Source organism: Paenibacillus phocaeensis (assembly GCF_900021165.1).
Classification (GTDB): domain Bacteria; phylum Bacillota; class Bacilli; order Paenibacillales; family Paenibacillaceae; genus Fontibacillus; species Fontibacillus phocaensis.
Window position 1 is genome coordinate 165250 of record NZ_FCOQ01000031.1, and the last position, 15185, is coordinate 180434.

16 protein-coding genes are annotated in these 15185 nt (G+C 56.5%); 9 read left to right on the top strand and 7 right to left on the bottom strand.

Annotated elements, in window-relative coordinates:
• Positions 1 to 43 precede the first annotated feature (43 nt).
• The 3 genes from BN3795_RS20305 to BN3795_RS20315 all read left to right on the top strand — a co-directional run bounded on the left by BN3795_RS20305 (position 44) and on the right by BN3795_RS20315 (position 1664).
• Positions 44 to 373, top strand: coding sequence for a YtrH family sporulation protein (locus BN3795_RS20305; protein WP_059046083.1), 330 nt, complete (start codon positions 44 to 46; stop codon positions 371 to 373).
• A complete protein-coding gene (locus BN3795_RS20310) occupies positions 370 to 870 on the top strand; it encodes a hypothetical protein (protein WP_068786514.1) in 501 nt (166 codons plus the stop codon). Before BN3795_RS20305 ends, BN3795_RS20310 begins: the two co-directional genes overlap by 4 nt.
• 494 nt (positions 871 to 1364) lie before the next feature.
• A complete protein-coding gene (locus tag BN3795_RS20315; protein ID WP_068786515.1) occupies positions 1365 to 1664 on the top strand; it encodes a YtpI family protein in 300 nt (99 codons plus the stop codon).
• Between the two features lie 85 nt (positions 1665 to 1749).
• Here BN3795_RS20315 and BN3795_RS20320 read toward each other — a convergent pair whose 3' ends face one another.
• Together BN3795_RS20320 and BN3795_RS20325 are read right to left on the bottom strand one after the other, a co-directional pair.
• Positions 1750 to 3084: a DRTGG domain-containing protein gene (locus BN3795_RS20320; protein ID WP_068786516.1), complete on the bottom strand. Its 1335-nt coding sequence runs from the start codon at positions 3082 to 3084 to the stop codon at positions 1750 to 1752.
• 52 nt (positions 3085 to 3136) lie between these two features.
• The gene (locus tag BN3795_RS20325) at positions 3137 to 3868 is read right to left on the bottom strand and encodes a YwiC-like family protein (protein WP_110945275.1); all 732 of its coding nucleotides are present in this window, start codon (positions 3866 to 3868) and stop codon (positions 3137 to 3139) included.
• 231 nt (positions 3869 to 4099) lie between these two features.
• Here BN3795_RS20325 and BN3795_RS20330 point away from each other — a divergent pair, with 231 nt between their 5' ends.
• From BN3795_RS20330 to BN3795_RS20340, 3 genes are read left to right on the top strand one after another with little or no spacing between them, the layout of a single operon-like run.
• A complete protein-coding gene (locus BN3795_RS20330) occupies positions 4100 to 4333 on the top strand; it encodes a DUF2249 domain-containing protein (protein WP_068786517.1) in 234 nt (77 codons plus the stop codon).
• A gap of 17 nt (positions 4334 to 4350) precedes the next feature.
• Positions 4351 to 4710, top strand: a complete 360-nt coding sequence (locus BN3795_RS20335; RefSeq protein ID WP_068786518.1) for a hypothetical protein — start codon at positions 4351 to 4353, stop codon at positions 4708 to 4710.
• Positions 4710 to 4946, top strand: coding sequence for a DUF2249 domain-containing protein (locus tag BN3795_RS20340; protein WP_068786519.1), 237 nt, complete (start codon positions 4710 to 4712; stop codon positions 4944 to 4946). The genes BN3795_RS20335 and BN3795_RS20340 overlap by 1 nt, the downstream gene beginning before the upstream one ends.
• Positions 4947 to 5004: 58 nt before the next feature.
• Here the strand turns inward: BN3795_RS20340 and BN3795_RS20345 are convergent, their stop codons facing one another.
• Both BN3795_RS20345 and hemG read right to left on the bottom strand, forming a co-directional pair.
• Entirely contained in the window at positions 5005 to 6105 is a 1101-nt protein-coding gene (locus BN3795_RS20345; RefSeq protein ID WP_068786520.1) for a TIGR04053 family radical SAM/SPASM domain-containing protein, read from the bottom strand.
• Entirely contained in the window at positions 6105 to 7535 is a 1431-nt protein-coding gene (gene hemG / locus BN3795_RS20350) for a protoporphyrinogen oxidase (protein ID WP_068786521.1), read from the bottom strand. The genes BN3795_RS20345 and hemG overlap by 1 nt, the downstream gene beginning before the upstream one ends.
• 171 nt (positions 7536 to 7706) lie before the next feature.
• Here hemG and ilvB point away from each other — a divergent pair, with 171 nt between their 5' ends.
• The gene (gene ilvB / locus BN3795_RS20355; RefSeq protein ID WP_068786522.1) at positions 7707 to 9425 is read left to right on the top strand and encodes a biosynthetic-type acetolactate synthase large subunit; all 1719 of its coding nucleotides are present in this window, start codon (positions 7707 to 7709) and stop codon (positions 9423 to 9425) included.
• Between the two features lie 107 nt (positions 9426 to 9532).
• Here the strand turns inward: ilvB and BN3795_RS20360 are convergent, their stop codons facing one another.
• From BN3795_RS20360 to BN3795_RS20370, 3 genes are all read right to left on the bottom strand, one after another.
• Positions 9533 to 9826, bottom strand: coding sequence for a hypothetical protein (locus BN3795_RS20360; protein ID WP_068786523.1), 294 nt, complete (start codon positions 9824 to 9826; stop codon positions 9533 to 9535).
• Between the two features lie 142 nt (positions 9827 to 9968).
• A complete protein-coding gene (locus BN3795_RS20365; protein WP_068786524.1) occupies positions 9969 to 10313 on the bottom strand; it encodes a YlbF family regulator in 345 nt (114 codons plus the stop codon).
• Between the two features lie 946 nt (positions 10314 to 11259).
• Positions 11260 to 12423 (bottom strand): DUF445 family protein, encoded by a 1164-nt coding sequence (locus BN3795_RS20370; RefSeq protein ID WP_068786525.1) that lies wholly within the window; start codon positions 12421 to 12423, stop codon positions 11260 to 11262.
• 240 nt (positions 12424 to 12663) lie between these two features.
• Here BN3795_RS20370 and BN3795_RS20375 point away from each other — a divergent pair, with 240 nt between their 5' ends.
• Together BN3795_RS20375 and BN3795_RS20380 are read left to right on the top strand one after the other, a co-directional pair.
• Positions 12664 to 14031, top strand: a complete 1368-nt coding sequence (locus tag BN3795_RS20375; RefSeq protein WP_068786526.1) for a YheC/YheD family endospore coat-associated protein — start codon at positions 12664 to 12666, stop codon at positions 14029 to 14031.
• Positions 14032 to 14071: 40 nt separating this feature from the next.
• Positions 14072 to 15184, top strand: coding sequence for a YheC/YheD family endospore coat-associated protein (locus BN3795_RS20380; protein WP_068786527.1), 1113 nt, complete (start codon positions 14072 to 14074; stop codon positions 15182 to 15184).
• Position 15185: the final 1 nt, after the last annotated feature.

The window sequence follows — 15185 nt, forward strand, 5'->3', positions numbered from 1 at the left end:
CTGGTAGAAAGACCGGACAAACCTCGGAAAGGGGCAATTGCAAATGAGTACATTTTTAACGAAAGCGGTCATGGATTTCTTTATCGCCTTCGGAATCGTAGTGGGTGGCGCCATGGTAGGCGGTATCGGCGCTGTCGTCTCGCTGCAGCCCCCGACGCATACGATGCTGGACATTGCCGACCGCATTAAAATATGGGCGCTGGCCGCGGCCGTAGGCGGCACGATCGACCCGATGCGGGTCATTGAGAGTAACTTTTTTGACGGGAACCTGTCTCCGGCAATTAAGCAGATTTTATACCTGCTGTTCGCCTTTCTCGGCGCGCATATGGGCTCGGAACTGGTGCGGTGGATGTGCGGGGGAGGCCGGGGATGACGGAAGAAGCGAAGCGGCCGAAGCTTACGGGCTTTCGCAGGTTTATGCAGTTCACCGCCGTGTTTATCCTCGGCATGGTTACTGGCAGCATCGTCTACAACGTGATCTATCAGACCAGTTACAATTTGCTGTGGATCCAGAACAAGGATCTTACCATCCAGCTGCACCAGGCCGAAGAGGATATTCGTACGCTAAAAAAATACAACAATCGCTCAACCGTCATCAAAGAGATCAAGGTTCGCGTGGAAGAACGCGATCCGCCGCTTGATTCGCTGGCGGTTAAGGAGGTAGGCGAGCAGCTTCACAACGAGTTGGAGGTGCTGCGGGGGCGGAATATTTTCGATATCGATTCCGATTCCAAAATGGCCCGGACGCTGCTAAACCGCAAAATCTACGTCGTCCGCGACAAGGAATACGCGATCCAGATCAAGACGATGCTGGTGAGCGATGGGGTGCTGCAGGTTTGGGTGGATATGAGGCCCTATATTCGTCCCTAGCAAATCATGTTAAAATAGAGGCAATTAAAAAAGTGAATTTTGATCACGAAGCGGATTCGAAGGAAGCGGAGGCGACGTCGAATCTTGGATTCACCCGGGCTTTCCGCTGCTCACGTAGGCTTCACCTACGCTCCGCTGCTCAATCCCTAGCTTCATCCAACCTTCTCGGTGCTGAAAATCCATTTTTTTAATTTTGATTAATACGGTAATTAAAAAAGTGAATTTTGATCACGAAGCGGATTCGAAGGAAGCGGAGGCGACGTCGAATCTTGGATTCACCATTTTATATGATTTTTCATCTATAAATGGGCCAAAATCGATAAAAAGGCCAAATAAATGCGAAATTTCATACAGAATTTCGATTTTTTCGCTTTTTCGCGTGATTATGTATGATTTTTCGAACATATTCGTAAGCGCGGGAGTCACACTTTACCCCAAGGAGTCACACTTTACCGCAATTTAGACAACACCATGCAAAAGGAGCTAACTTCCCTATGATCCAAACTATCCAATATGTCCTTTACGCGATCCTGATCATCAGCTGCGTAGGCTCGGTCTTCTTCAGCTTTAGGTCGCGGCGTTCGCTTGATCCGCAAATTCGGGGGATGGCGGCCGCTAAAATGAACATCAGCATGGGCGTGATGCTGATCATTCTGGCCCTGATCCAAATGTTCCTGTTCAGCGGCTCCACACTCCGGGTTGTGATCGGTGCAGTGTTTATGGTGCTGGGTGCGTTTAACATCTTTGCCGGCATCCGCAACCACGGCTTATATGCCAGACACAAACAGGGATAGCCCAGCCAGCCACTCGGCCGGCAGCAGCTATCCCTGCTCCATCTCCCAAGGCGGGAGACCGGCGCTGCGCAGCCTCGCTCACCGCTCACGCGTGGTCAATCGACTGCAGCGTCATCACAGCCTTGGAAATAAGTGATTCCTGATAGGTTATCATGATTTCCAGCTTGCACGCCCGGCGGCTCATCTCCAGCAACACGGGGACGATGACGACCGGGTTTTCGATTTGCACCGGACGCAAGAAATAGGTGGTGATGTTGTCGACGACAAAGTCGCCGCCGCTGGCGTCCTTCGCTGCGCGGAGCCCGGCCTGGGTCATCAACGAGGTCAAGACCCCTTGCGAAATCGTCCCCAGATCGGTGGACATCTGCGGCGTAATCATTCCGCGGAAGAACAATCTCCCCTCTTCATCCCGCTCTTCGGCAAACCCGTTCCACATCAAATGCTCGAACGTTTCCCCCAATTGCGGCTGATTCCGCACGTCCCGCATCGCCTGCAGCACCTCGCGGCGCGTCACCGACGAGACCAGCTTCCGATTGCGGTCCACGACAGGCAGGAAGTCGATCCCTTCCCATACCATGATTTGCGCGGCAGAAGCGAGCGAGGTCTGCAACCCCACCGTGATCGGATGGCGGGTCATGCATTTCTCGATCATCTGGTCTCCGCTGAGCTCCTCGACATTTTTGCGGCTGACGATCCCGATGACCCTGTTCCATTCGTCCACAACCGGAAAATGCTGATGCCCCGTCTCCAAGGACAGTTGATCGAAGTCGGAAATGTTGCTCGTCGCCTTCAGCATATTCACTCGCGGTTTGCGGCTGACGATATCCTCCACCAGCATAATCTTCTTCTTGATCAAACGATCGAACAAGGCGCGGTTGATCATTGAAGCGACGGTAAACGTATCATGGCGCGAAGAAATAATCGGCAAGGACAGCTGGTCCGCCAACGTCTTGACCTCCCGGCTCGTCCCGAAGCCCCCGGTGATCAACACGCCTGCGCCCTGCTCCAGGGCCAGCGAATGGGCATTGTCCCGATTCCCGATGATCAGCAGGCTGCCGGCATCGATATACCTGGCCATCGCATCGATCTTCATCGCGCCGATTACGTATTTGTTCAGCGTCTTGTCCAATCCTTCCCCGCCGCCAAGCACATGGCCTTCAACGATGTCAACCACGTCGCCAAAGGTGAGTTGGTCCGAGATGTTCCGCGGCTTCTTCTCCACGCGAACCGTGCCGATCCGCTCCTTCGTAATGACAATTCCGAGGTTTTCCGCTTCCTTCACCGCTCGGTAGGCGGTGCCTTCACTCACGCCCAGCGCTTTGGCCAGCTTGCGCACGGAGATTTTCGTCCCGATCTTGAGTCCCTCGATATGCTGGAGCAGCTGCTCGTGTTTTGTGACGCTTTCCTCCGGTCCCTCCAACTGTTATACCCCCCTGACCGAATCTGTACTATTCTGTATCCATTATACACCTTCAAGCGTAGGTCATCCAGACGGCGGCAAGGACGAGAACAGAATAGACAATTTCCAGCATCCCGGATTGCTTCGCGGTTATTTTCGTCCGCGGGAACCACACGGAACGGGCCAGCAGAATCACCGCAACAATCTGCAAAGCCGGTGCGAGGAGCCCGAGAGCCAGAAGCGCCAGCAGCAGATGGTAGCCTACAGAATAGCAGTAGAACCGCTTATTGTTTCGTTCGCGGATGATCGTTTTGACATAAAAAGCCGTACCGATAAAATACAACGCGCTGATCAGAAACAACTCCGACGCGAGCCGCAGATCGGTCCCTCCGCCAAGCTTATAGGAGATAAATACCATCAGGCTGAACTGTACGATCGCTGCGATGTCGTTCAGCAAGGCGCGTTCGCGTTTCCGTTTGGCATAAAGGGCATTGACCGCAAACAGCGGTATAAACCCTAGCGCCAGCGCCAGAACTTCGGGACGAAGCAGAACCAGCATGAGCGCCGCAGGGACCAGCAGCGCGCCGTACAGCAGCAAGGGCTTGCGGTAACGGGGCGCGGCTTTGGCTTTACCCATCCGAACCCACTGCAATAACGGAAACATAAACAGGTAAATCAGCAGCCAGCAAACAAACAATAAACCGTGGATCGCCCCGGGGGTAGAGGCGAGCATACCGAACAGGAACGGAACGATGAGCATGGCCCAAGCTCCGTGTTGATTGGGGATATAATCTCGGATACGCACGTAGGGGTTCCTCCTCAACTCATTCAATCATCCAATCTAAATTACGGACATTATAAGCATCCGACCCAAGCGACCTAGTGACAGGAATCACTTGAACCATGGCGGCTTCCGGACAAATCTGCGGAGAAATTTTTGCCGCCGCATAACTTGTGACTGATATCACAATCCCTCCCGGTTCCGTTGATATAATGAGGTCGAATCGTTCAATTTTTAACTTTAGGAGGACTTCACATGAGTCAATTCAAAGCCACCGTCAACGCCACTGAATATCCGCCGCAGCTCAAGCATAAGACGATTTTCGCCGCCTTCAATTCCCTGGAGCCGGGGGAAGCGATGCTGCTGATTAACGACCATGATCCGGTGCCGCTCCGTTTTCAATTTGAAGCGATGCATTCCGGCGGTTTTACTTGGGAGTACATTGAACAGGGACCCGAGATGTTCCAGGTGAAGATCGGCAAAAATTAAAGCGGGGGGAATGCCCTATGGCTACCATTACGGTCATCGATGACAAAACGATCAAGATCGCCGTCGAGCTGGACGATGCTTTGCGCATGATAGAAGAGGCGGAGAGCAACCTGGAGCGATATGCTGGCGAGATTCTCACGATCGCCGAGAAAATGCCGGAATTCCAATATACGTATTTCTGTTTCTATGCCTATGACACCTCCGCCTTGTTTGAGAAGATGCTGGGGATCGATCCGAAGCAATACTTGTCTTTCTCGCTGGATGCGCCGGATTCGTTCTTCTATACCTTATACGGCGGGATGAAGGGACTTAGCGGGGCAGCGCGGCTGTGTCAAGCGTTTACGGCCGAACGGCCCGATGTGGAGGTGAAGGCCTGATGTCAAACCGCCTCGTTGAACTCGACGTTCGTCCGCTGCTTCGCCAAGGCGAGGAGCCTTTTAGCGTGATTATGGACACGGTCGAGAAGCTGGAGGAGGGCGACAGCCTCGTCCTGCACGCCACCATGAAGCCCGTACCGCTTCTCAAGAAGTTGGAAACCAAAGGTTACCGCCATGTCTGCGAACAGCTGGCAGAGGATCATTGGAAGGTAACCTTTGAACCGATTCCATCCTAAGAAACTCCCATATAAAAAGGGGGCCACCCGGCCTCCTTTTTGTATTTTGCGAGTGCGCTCATCCTTCCCTTCGGTCCCCTCGCGGTAGATAGGCGCAATACGGATCGCTCTCTAAATAATCGCCGGTAACGGCATAAGCCCGGGCCCGTGAACCCCCGCATAGCTCCTTGAATTCACAGGCACCGCATTTGCCCTTGAGCAAGGATTTGTCCCTCAGCTCCCGCAGGATCGGCGAATTCCGGTAAATCTCTACCAATGAAGCATCCCGGACATTCCCGCAGCTGACTGGCAGGAACCCGCTGGGATACACCTCGCCGATATGGCTGATAAATACGAATCCATCGCCGTCGTTGACTCCTTTCGGGGATCGGCCGAGCACATCCTTGCGTTTTGGCGCAACTGCGGCACTCTCCCCGGAATCCGTAGCCCGTCTTTGCTGCTGCATGAAAACCCTGCGATAATGAGGCGCCTCCGTCGCTTTGATCCCGTACGGCATCCCCCGCTGCAGGCGGGCCAGCCAAACCATGACCTGTTCATGCTCTTCCGGCGAGATCATGTCCTTGACCATGCCCCGTCCCGTCGGTACGAGGAAAAACACGCTCCAGAGCACGGCGCCCATCCCTTTGACCGTTTCCGCGATCCGCGGCAAATCGTCCAGGTTGTATCGGGACACCGTCGTATTGATCTGTATTGGAATTTCCAGCTGCTGCAGATAACCGATGCCTTTCATCGTCATGTCATAAGAACCCGGCGTGCCGCGAAAATGGTCATGAATCTCCGCGGTTGAGCCGTCGAGGCTGAACGCCCAGCGGGATAATCCAACCTCCTTGGCTTGGCTGACGGCGGCGAAGGTCACCCGCGGCGTGGCGCTGGGAGTCATGGATACGGGCAGGCCCTTTTCATGAATCGCATACCTTGCCAGGTCGAACAAATCCGGGCGCATTAACGGGTCGCCGCCGGTAAAGACGAAGAGCGGGTCGTCCATTTTGGCGATCTCATCGATCAACGTTTTGCCTTCCTCAAAGGTCAGCTGTCTGGGGTCGGGGCGATATTGGGCTTCCGCACGGCAATGCAGGCATTTCAGTGCGCAAGCTCTCGTCACCTCCCAGATGACAATAAAGGGATTTACGTTATAATCCTTCAACTGAATCTGCTGCATCAACGTTCATCTCCTAACCAGGTTAACATCGCTTCCGCCGCTTCCTTGCCTTGACGAATGCAATCGGGAATACCGACGCCGCCATACCCCGCTCCGCACAGCAAGACGCCGGGCAGCGTCCGCTCCAGCTCTATCCGCAGCTTGTGCAGACGCTCCACATGACCCACCGGGTATTGAGGCATCGATTCGGGCCAAGTGGACATTTCGCAAAACAGCGGTTCCGCCTCAATCCCCATCAGCTCCTTAAGTTCGGCGGCCACGCGGCGACGGACCTCCGACTCGGGCAGCCGGGTCCAGGCTTGATCGCCCAAGCGGCCGATATACGTGCGGAGCAACACCCGATCTTCCGGCGCCGAATGCAGCCATTTGGAGGACGTCCACGTAATTGCCGTAATCATTCGTCCTTCTCCGCGCGGGATCAATACACCGGATCCGTTCAACTCATGCTTAACCTCCTCGCGCCGATAAGCAAAGGCCAAATTGGCTACGGAAACATAACGGACCTGATCCAAATCCGCCGCGGCAGCGACCTGGTCCTGGAGCAAGCGGGCAGCGGCATAAGCTGGAGCCGCCAGGATGACGGCATCCGCCTCGATCCGCTCCCCTCTGCTGAGCTCCAGCTCATAACGGTTGCCGTGCGGCGTCAGCTTCGTCACCGCTTGTCCCGTGATCACGCGCTCCTCCTGAAGCGCAGCAGCCAGGGCATCCGTCATCCCGGTCAACCCGCCTTTCAGCGTCAAAAACAGACTGTGATGCGCCTCCCTCGGCACCCCCTCCCGCAGCTTGGGGGAGGGGTGTTTCTTGCTTGCCAGCAGGCCGAGGATCAAGCTCCGATGTTTACGTTCCATCTCCATAAATTGCGGGAACGTGGCCTGCAGGCTAAGCTCCGCCGTATCTCCGGCATAAATGCCGGCCAGCAGTGGCTCCGTCAGGTTCTCCAGCACTTCGCGCCCCAGTCGGCGGCGGATAAACCCGCCCAGCGATTCATCGCCGCCTCCGCTTCGGGCAGGCAGCAGTAAATCCAGTCCCGCCCGCAGTTTGCTGGCCGGGGACAGCAACCCCGTCTTCACCATCGGCCACATCTGTGTTGGAATCCCGAGCATCAGCCCCGGCGGCATCGGGTGGAAGCGTCCATGATGCAAGATGAAGTTCTTCTTGGCTTGCGGAGAGGTTCCAACCAGCAACTGCTCCAGCCCCAACTCCAGGATCAGCTCCAGCGCCGCCATTTTCCGCGCCATAAATGAATCGGGTCCTTGCTCTATCGTAAAACCGTCCCGGCGCAAAGTGCGGATTTTCCCGCCCAACCGGTTCGTTTCCTCCATGATCGTAATCCCGGCGTCGATCCGCCGTTCACGAAGCCATTTCCGAGCATAATAAGCCGCGCTCAACCCGGTTATCCCCCCGCCAACCACGGCGATGTTTTTTTTCACTAAGGTTTGCCCTCCTTTAAGCGGTGTGACTCGTCCTGCGAATCCAGCCCGCTCATCATGGATCCTTAGCTATCGTAACGCTTGCTTTCGGGACGTTTTATGACTGGAATCACTCCGAGGCTCTGACCATCGCGATAAAATGATCAAAATTCCACCGGGAGGTACATAAGGATGAGGAACATACAGGGAACTCCGTTGACCGCCGCAAAAAATGGAGCGGAGCTGCTGATCGAATGCCTGCGCGCCGAGCAGGTTGACACGATCTTCGGTTACCCCGGCGGCGCGGTCATTCCGATTTACGATGCATTGTACGATTGCCCGGAGATCCGTCACATCCTGACCCGGCATGAGCAAGCCGCCGTGCATGCGGCAGACGGTTATGCCCGGGTCGCCGGACGGGCGGGGGTCGCCCTCGTCACCTCCGGACCGGGAGCGACCAATGCGGTCACAGGGATCGCCAATGCCTACATGGACTCGGTCCCGATGGTTGTACTAACGGGGCAAGTCTCCACCGATTTGATCGGGCGCGACAGCTTCCAGGAGGTCAACATTTACGGGATGACGATGGATGTGACCAAACATAATTATTCCGTGATGGACCTTCGCGAGCTGCCTAGAATTATCAAAGAAGCTTTTCACCTCGCCGTCACGGGACGGCCGGGGCCGGTCCTGATCGATTTGCCCAAAAACCTCATGACCGCCCGCACCAACCTGGGGCCGGCTGGCGAAACGAACATCCGCGGCTACGTTCCCGCGGCTGAGATCGATGAGGCGGCGGTGCGGCTCATCGCAAGCAAGCTTGGGACCGCCCGCCGTCCTGTCCTGGTGGCGGGCGGCGGCGCAGCGGCACCCGGCGCCGCCGAACAACTGCTCCAGCTCGCGGAAACCGCGCAGATTCCGGTTGCGACTACGTTGATGGGCATCGGGTCTTTTCCGGCGCGCCATCCGCTATATCTAGGGATGCTGGGGATGCACGGCACCTACGCCGCCAACCGAGCGGTCCATCACGCGGACCTGCTCATCTGCCTCGGCACCCGATTGAACGACCGGTTGTCCGGCAATGCGAAATCGTTCGCGCCCAATGCCTGGAAAATCCAGGTGGATATCGATGAGGCCGAGCTGGACAAGAATATTCCCGTCGACCTCAAGCTCTGCGGGGATGTCGGGGAGCTGCTGTACAGGCTGAACGCTTGCGTGCGCGCATCCGGGAAGACCGAGTGGCCGGCGGAAACGGCCGGTTGGCAGAGGAAGGTGCCGCATTACTCCGAGACGGAGGGAGGAGCGCTCAATCCGCAGGAGGTCATTCGACTAATCGACGGGCATACGCAAGGGAATGCGGTGGTGGCCACCGATGTGGGGCAGCATCAAATCTGGACAGCCCATCACTATCGGTTCTCCCGGCCCCGCTCCTTCTTGACCTCCGGAGGGCTGGGCACGATGGGCTTCGGCTTCCCGGCCGCGATTGGCGCTGCGATTGCCCTGGGCGGTTCCGCCGCCCCGCCGGTCGTCTGCATCACCGGGGACGGCAGCTTCCAGATGAATCTGCAGGAGATGATGACGGCCGTCGACTACGGGCTGCCGGTCAAAATTGCGATCCTGAACAACGGTTATCTGGGGATGGTTCGGCAATGGCAGCAGTTGTTTTATGAACGGCGGTACTCCTCCGTGCACATTACTTCGCCCGACTTTGTTGCATTTGCCGGGGCTTACGGGGTTCCCGGCCTCCGGGCGCAAACGCCGGAAGAAGCGGATGCGATCATCCAACAGGCGCTGGCCCTCCCCGGCCCGGTATTGATGGAATTTAACGTGAGGGAGGAGCAGAACGTGTATCCCATGGTTCCGCCGGGCGCAGGCAACGATCAAATGCTGACCGGCGAAGGCGAGGGGTAGAGCTGCCCATCGGACGAAAAAAGGAACTGAACCGGGAAGCTTACCACTGCTTCCCGGACAGTCCCTGTCCATGTTCAGGCCGGCTGCCAGCCGCTTGGCCTGAACGTTTATGCATTTTCGCCGCGTTTGCCATCGTCCTGCCATTGAAGTTCCCATTCGCGGTATTTGGCCCGCCGGATTCTGTCCAGCTCGCGCTGCTTCTCCTCGCCGACGCCCAGGAGAAAATGCAGATGCGCTCCGATCACGAGAAAGGCAAACCCTGCCCACACGGCCCCAAACAGCGATATCCAGCCGGCCCCGGGCTCGAAAGAGATCATCGGCAGTGCGTATACGAGCATCGCCAATGCCAGAATGAGATAAACGGCATGCTTCCATTTGTTTGGTTTCTTTACGGTTTTCATCTTCCGCAGCTCCTTTATTTCATAGATTACGAGATACGAGATTTGGTCTGCTGTGCCTTGTCTCTTCTATCTCTATGAGCGGAACTGCAGGAATATGATAGAAACTTGAGAGAGGTTCGTTCGCTGCGGACGAAGCGCAGATTTAGATCCCCGCGCCGTACAAGTGAGCCAAGCTGTCTGTAATAATCTTATTGACGTCCTGAATGATCACGCTTAAGCGTTGCTCCGCATCAAATAGTCGGCGGATGTTCAGATTCAGGCTCAGCACCTCGAACTGCTTCTCCATCCGTTCCATTTCCTCTTGCGAAGGCATCTCGCCGGTCATCATCCGCTGCTGCACTTCGTTTTGACGCACGCGAAAATCGTCCAGCATCCGCTTGCTCTCGGGATCGGCATCCACCAGCTTCATCGCGGCCGTAATCTCCGCCACCTCCGGACTATCCTTCAAGGCTGCCGCCAGTTCATGCGCTTTGTCGTAAATGTTCATTTGTAGACCTCCATTATTTTTATTGGTGAAGCATGCAGGTAAGGTTGGCCTGTCCTGTACTTTCTTGTGTTAACGCCGTAATTTCTTTGGCTAACGTCGTAACGGCTTGCGCCAAAGCCTATATGCTTTCGCTGGGCTTATGACTTTTGCTGGGCTGATGGCTTTGCTGGGCTGATGACTTTTGCTGGGCTGATGGCTTTGCTGGGCATATGGCTCTCTTTCGCAAAGGGCATATAACTTTCGCTAACGCTGATGAGACACCTTATTTGCCCCAAAAACAACGAATTTCAAATGTAACGCTGATCAGACACCTTATTGTGTAAGAAAGCCCCCATTTTCACGTGAAAATCGGGAAATAAGCGCTATGGCAAGCGTTAGAATTTCTTTTTTCCCTTTTTGGGCCAAATAGCGATCCTCATAAGCGTTAGACGAAAATCTCGGGATTCCCTTCCGTAACGCCACCGCCGCCATCGCTGCAACTGTCATAGGTACAACTTCTGTGACTGCAACTGCCACTGTTACTCAATACAACTGAACTGCCACTGCCCTCGTTACTCCCACTACCACTGCCACAGCTGCTACTGCCATCACTAAGGTTACTCAATACAACTGAACTGCCACTGCCCTCGTTACTCCCACTACCACTGCTACAGCTGCTACTGCCAACACTAAGGTTACTCTAACACAACTGAACTGCTACTGCCCTCGTTACTCCCACTACCACTGCTACAGCTGCTACTGCCAACACTAAGGTTACTCTAATACAACTGAACTGCCACTGCCCTCGTTACTGTCACTACCACTGCCACAGCTGCTACTCCAACCACTGCCACTGAGATACAGCGACCTACCGCCACTATTACTACCGCCACGCTTTCGTCACGGCAAACCTCAATCTCAAGTTGGGATTCAGACGGTTCAGCAGACGAGGCTCCGTCCTGGCAACCTATCCCATCCAAAGCATGAGCAGCGATTGGAACAGGCCGATGATCCCGCCCAGCAGCACGCCCAGCCAGGTAATGGCGCGAAACTCCTTGCCCGAGACGCTGAGGATGACTTCTTCCAGGCGTTCCACCGGGAACTTCTGCACCTGCTCCTCCACAAGGCCGGGCAGGTCCACTGCTTTCATCGCCGTCGGGATGCCCTTGGCGACAAGGCGCAGCAGCCGCTCGGTCACGATCGGAATCAAGGCGATGACCTGCGCCTTCCACGGTTCGATCAACGAGCGGAGCGGCACATGATCCGCTTGCTCCAGCCACCGCTCCAGCGGCAGCTGCTCCAGCTTGGCGCCCAGCCAGCTCGCCGGTTCTTCACCGGTCAACGCGGCCAGCAGCTCCGCCACCGACTTCTCGCCGTACAGCTCCAGGCGCGTTTCGATCGCCTGGGCCGTTTTGCTCTGCGCCTCTTCCCCCCGCAGGGCCTGAACGAGCGCCGGGGTCATCTTTTGCACCAATTTGTCTTCGTCCATAAAGATCGCGGCCATGGTGCCGAGGAATCCGCCCGCCTTGTCCATCATCCCTGCCGCCATTTTCGACAGCATGCGTTGGCCGCTCGCGGACAGCAGCTCCTCCTCCACTACGCCCAGCAGCGCCCCGGCCAAAGCCGCGCTCCAGGCTTTGCGGCTCTCCTCGGACCAGCCGGGAACAAGCCGCTTCAACGGCAGGCTGCTGAGATCCGTGCGTTCCCACAGCCGGACGAACCCCCGCAGGGCGGTGTCTCGGACACCGGCAGCCAAACGGAGCTTCAGCGCTTCGTATTCAGGCTCACTCCACACCCGAAGCGCCGCCTCGCGCAGCGTGGATTCGCTGGAGCTCAGACGCTCTGCGAAACCGCGCAGGGTAGCCTCCGCTTTGTTCCGGAACGCCGGACGCTCCACGGTCTCCTGCAGCCCTTCGGCCGTAACGAGATACTCCGCCACGACCTGGCCCAGGGACACGGCGATATCATTGCGGCGTTTCGGAATAAGCCCCGGCGTAAAGGGAACGTGAAACTTGCCGATATGTATGGGGGTTCGCGGATGGAACAGCATTTTAATCGCAAAATGGTTGGTGACGCCGCCGACAAAAGCAGCCACAGCAACGCTCACCAGCACGTAAAGCCAATCGGGCATCCTTCCTCCACCTTCTTTCTCTTAGGCTGCCGCCCTAACTATCTCCCGCAAAATCCGCCTTCGGACCGCGCCCGGCAAGGGATTGAACGTTCCATCCCTTCGCCCTGAGGCCGCCGAAAACGGGCATAGGTTAATCACCAAGGATTCTATGTCCTCATATGATGCATTACATGCATTTTACGCAGATGATCTTTACTTGCATCCAAGACTCTAGCTTAGCTTGGAAGGAGATCCGCATTCATGCCCTCCAAAAAAATTACGGTACAAATCATGAGTCCGGGCATTCTGGAAGACGACATCCTCGTGCTCGGAGACATGCTGATCAAACAGTGGAAAATCCCGACGCATCTTCCGCTTCTGCTCGCCTTCGGATCATTCCGGCACCGTGTCAAAGTGATTCCCTTATCCAGATCCGACGGAGTTCGCATGAGTTCTGGCCTTGCAAGGAAAATGGGAATTCAGCCGCGGTCGCCGCTGCGACTCATCTACCGGCCGCATTCCTCAACCCTTCAATTGGGTCCTCTGCTCGGCATCCTGCTGAGCCAGGATTTCCCGGGGAATCCGGAAAGGCCGTTTGGCCAAATGACCTTGTTCTGCAAGGAGCTCGTGAACGCCTGCGCACGCCAAGGGGTATTCGTCTACTTCTTCACCCCGAAACACATCGGCACCAACGCAGGCCAGGTCTCCGGCTGGGTCTATGGCAACGGGTGGAAGCAAACCCAGCTGCCCGCCGCAGACGTCTTCTACAATCGGCTGAATTCGCGGAAGTTAGAGAACAAACCTAGCGTACAGCATTTTATGAAAGAAGTAAAATCCCGCTACGGGAGCCATTTTTTCAATGAAAAATATCTCGACAAAACCGAAGTGTTCGACGCGCTGGGCCGAGACGTCTCCGTGCAGCGTTACCTGCCGGAATCGCATCTGTTCCGCAACTACGCCATGCTGAAAGCGATGTGCGCCAAATATCCGGTCGTCTTCCTGAAACCGATCAAGGGAAGTCTGGGCAAGGGCATTATCCGCATCTCGCGGCTGGAAGGCGGCGCTTACCAGACGTTAACCGCCCAGGTCGGCGGCACGCGGCGGCAGGTTTATCCGAACCTCACCAAGCTGTTTACGTCGTTATCCGGCAAGATGAAGGCGACCCGCTATCAGATCCAGCAAGGTCTCCATTTAATCGAGGTGGATCATCGACCGGTGGATTTTCGCGCGTTGGTTCAGAAGAATCTGTCCGGCAAATGGAACACGACCTCCATCGTCGCACGGATTGCCGGCAGCCAGCATTTCGTCTCCAACCTGGCCCGAGGCGGCACGCTCAGCACGGTGAAGGAGGCGATCGCCCGCAGCTCGCTGCCGCCTGGCATCAAGAGTAAAGTGGCTCCAAGGCTGAAGAAGGCAGCCCTGGATCTCGCCCAAAGCGTGGATGCGCAGATCCCGGCCCATTTCGGGGAATTCGGCATTGATCTGGCGGTGGAGACGAGCGGCCGAGTATGGCTGCTGGAGGTGAATTCCAAGCCGTCCAAGAATGACAATACCCCGATGGGCGAAGGCAAGATCCGCCCCTCGGTCAAGCAAGTGATCGAATATACCCGCTATTTGTCCGGCTTTTAGAGACGGCAGGTCAAGAGCCTCGGGAAGGAGGGAATCCGCCATGAACAGAACACCTCAGGGGACCGTTGCCATCCTCGTCGCGGAAAGCGCCGGACCGCTTCCCTTTGCGGAAGCGGCGTTCTGCCGCAGATTATGCCGCATCGGGGAAAGGCAGGGACTCACGGTATACGTCTTCTGCCTCGGCTGGATCGCATCGGGGAACGCTGCCGGAATTCCGGGCTACACCTATGAACACGAGACCTGGGTTCGCAAATGGTTCCCCCGGCCGGACATCATCTATGACCGTGCCCTGACCCATGACCGCAAGCAGCAGCTCCGCAAGCATCGCCTGCTCGCAAGATTGACTGCCGAGCATCCCTTCGTTTATCTCGCTCGGGGACTGGCGGGCAAATGGGCGGTCTATCAAGCTCTGCTTCAATGCCCGGAGGCTGCCGCACATTTGCCGGAGACGGCGCTTTATCAAGGGCAGGCCCAGTTGGACGAATGGCTGCAAGCCCATGACGGCGAAGCTTTCCTGAAACCGCGGAACGGTACCCATGGGAAGCGGACACTGCATGTCAAGTGGGATCCGCCTCGCGGTGAAGTCAAGATCATGGGCCGGAGCGGGCGGAATACGATCTTCCGGCGCCGTTTTCCCACCAAGCAAGCAGGGCTGGAGTGGGTTGACCGGTTTACCGGAAGAAGGCCGTTCCTGATTCAGCCGTATTTGCAGTTGAACAACTCGGACGGTGAACCGTTCGACGTCCGCGTGCTCATGCAGAAGAATGCCAAGGGCGAATGGAGCCTGACCGGGATGGCGGTCCGCGTGGGCCGCAAGGATTCGCTGACGTCCAATCTGCACGGAGGGGGTACCGCTCACCCGGCACGGCCTTTTCTCATTCGGGCACTCGGGGAACTTGGCGGCAAAGCCGCTGAAGCAGCGATCCGCAAACTGTCACTCTTGATTCCGGCCTACCTGGAGACCCGTTTCGGCAGGCTGGCGGAACTGGGCCTGGATTTCGGGGTGGACCGCCAAGGAAGCGTATGGGTGCTGGAGGTCAACTCCAAACCGGGACGCTCCTCATTTCTTCGGATCGGCGATCCGGAAACCGCCAGGAGGTCGCTGGAAAATCCGATTGGCTATGCCCGCTATTTACTGCTGAGCAAACCCTGAT

Coding starts and splice junctions, on each gene's coding strand:
- ilvB (WP_068786522.1), top strand. CDS start 7,707: ATGAGGAACATACAGGGAACTCCGTTGACCGCCGCAAAAAATGGAGCG.
- BN3795_RS20345 (WP_068786520.1), bottom strand. CDS start 6,105: ATGCAGCAGATTCAGTTGAAGGATTATAACGTAAATCCCTTTATTGTC.
- BN3795_RS20380 (WP_068786527.1), top strand. CDS start 14,072: ATGAACAGAACACCTCAGGGGACCGTTGCCATCCTCGTCGCGGAAAGC.
- BN3795_RS20365 (WP_068786524.1), bottom strand. CDS start 10,313: ATGAACATTTACGACAAAGCGCATGAACTGGCGGCAGCCTTGAAGGAT.
- BN3795_RS20340 (WP_068786519.1), top strand. CDS start 4,710: ATGTCAAACCGCCTCGTTGAACTCGACGTTCGTCCGCTGCTTCGCCAA.
- BN3795_RS20310 (WP_068786514.1), top strand. CDS start 370: ATGACGGAAGAAGCGAAGCGGCCGAAGCTTACGGGCTTTCGCAGGTTT.
- BN3795_RS20335 (WP_068786518.1), top strand. CDS start 4,351: ATGGCTACCATTACGGTCATCGATGACAAAACGATCAAGATCGCCGTC.
- BN3795_RS20330 (WP_068786517.1), top strand. CDS start 4,100: ATGAGTCAATTCAAAGCCACCGTCAACGCCACTGAATATCCGCCGCAG.
- BN3795_RS20370 (WP_068786525.1), bottom strand. CDS start 12,423: ATGCCCGATTGGCTTTACGTGCTGGTGAGCGTTGCTGTGGCTGCTTTT.
- BN3795_RS20360 (WP_068786523.1), bottom strand. CDS start 9,826: ATGAAAACCGTAAAGAAACCAAACAAATGGAAGCATGCCGTTTATCTC.
- BN3795_RS20305 (WP_059046083.1), top strand. CDS start 44: ATGAGTACATTTTTAACGAAAGCGGTCATGGATTTCTTTATCGCCTTC.
- BN3795_RS20375 (WP_068786526.1), top strand. CDS start 12,664: ATGCCCTCCAAAAAAATTACGGTACAAATCATGAGTCCGGGCATTCTG.
- BN3795_RS20315 (WP_068786515.1), top strand. CDS start 1,365: ATGATCCAAACTATCCAATATGTCCTTTACGCGATCCTGATCATCAGC.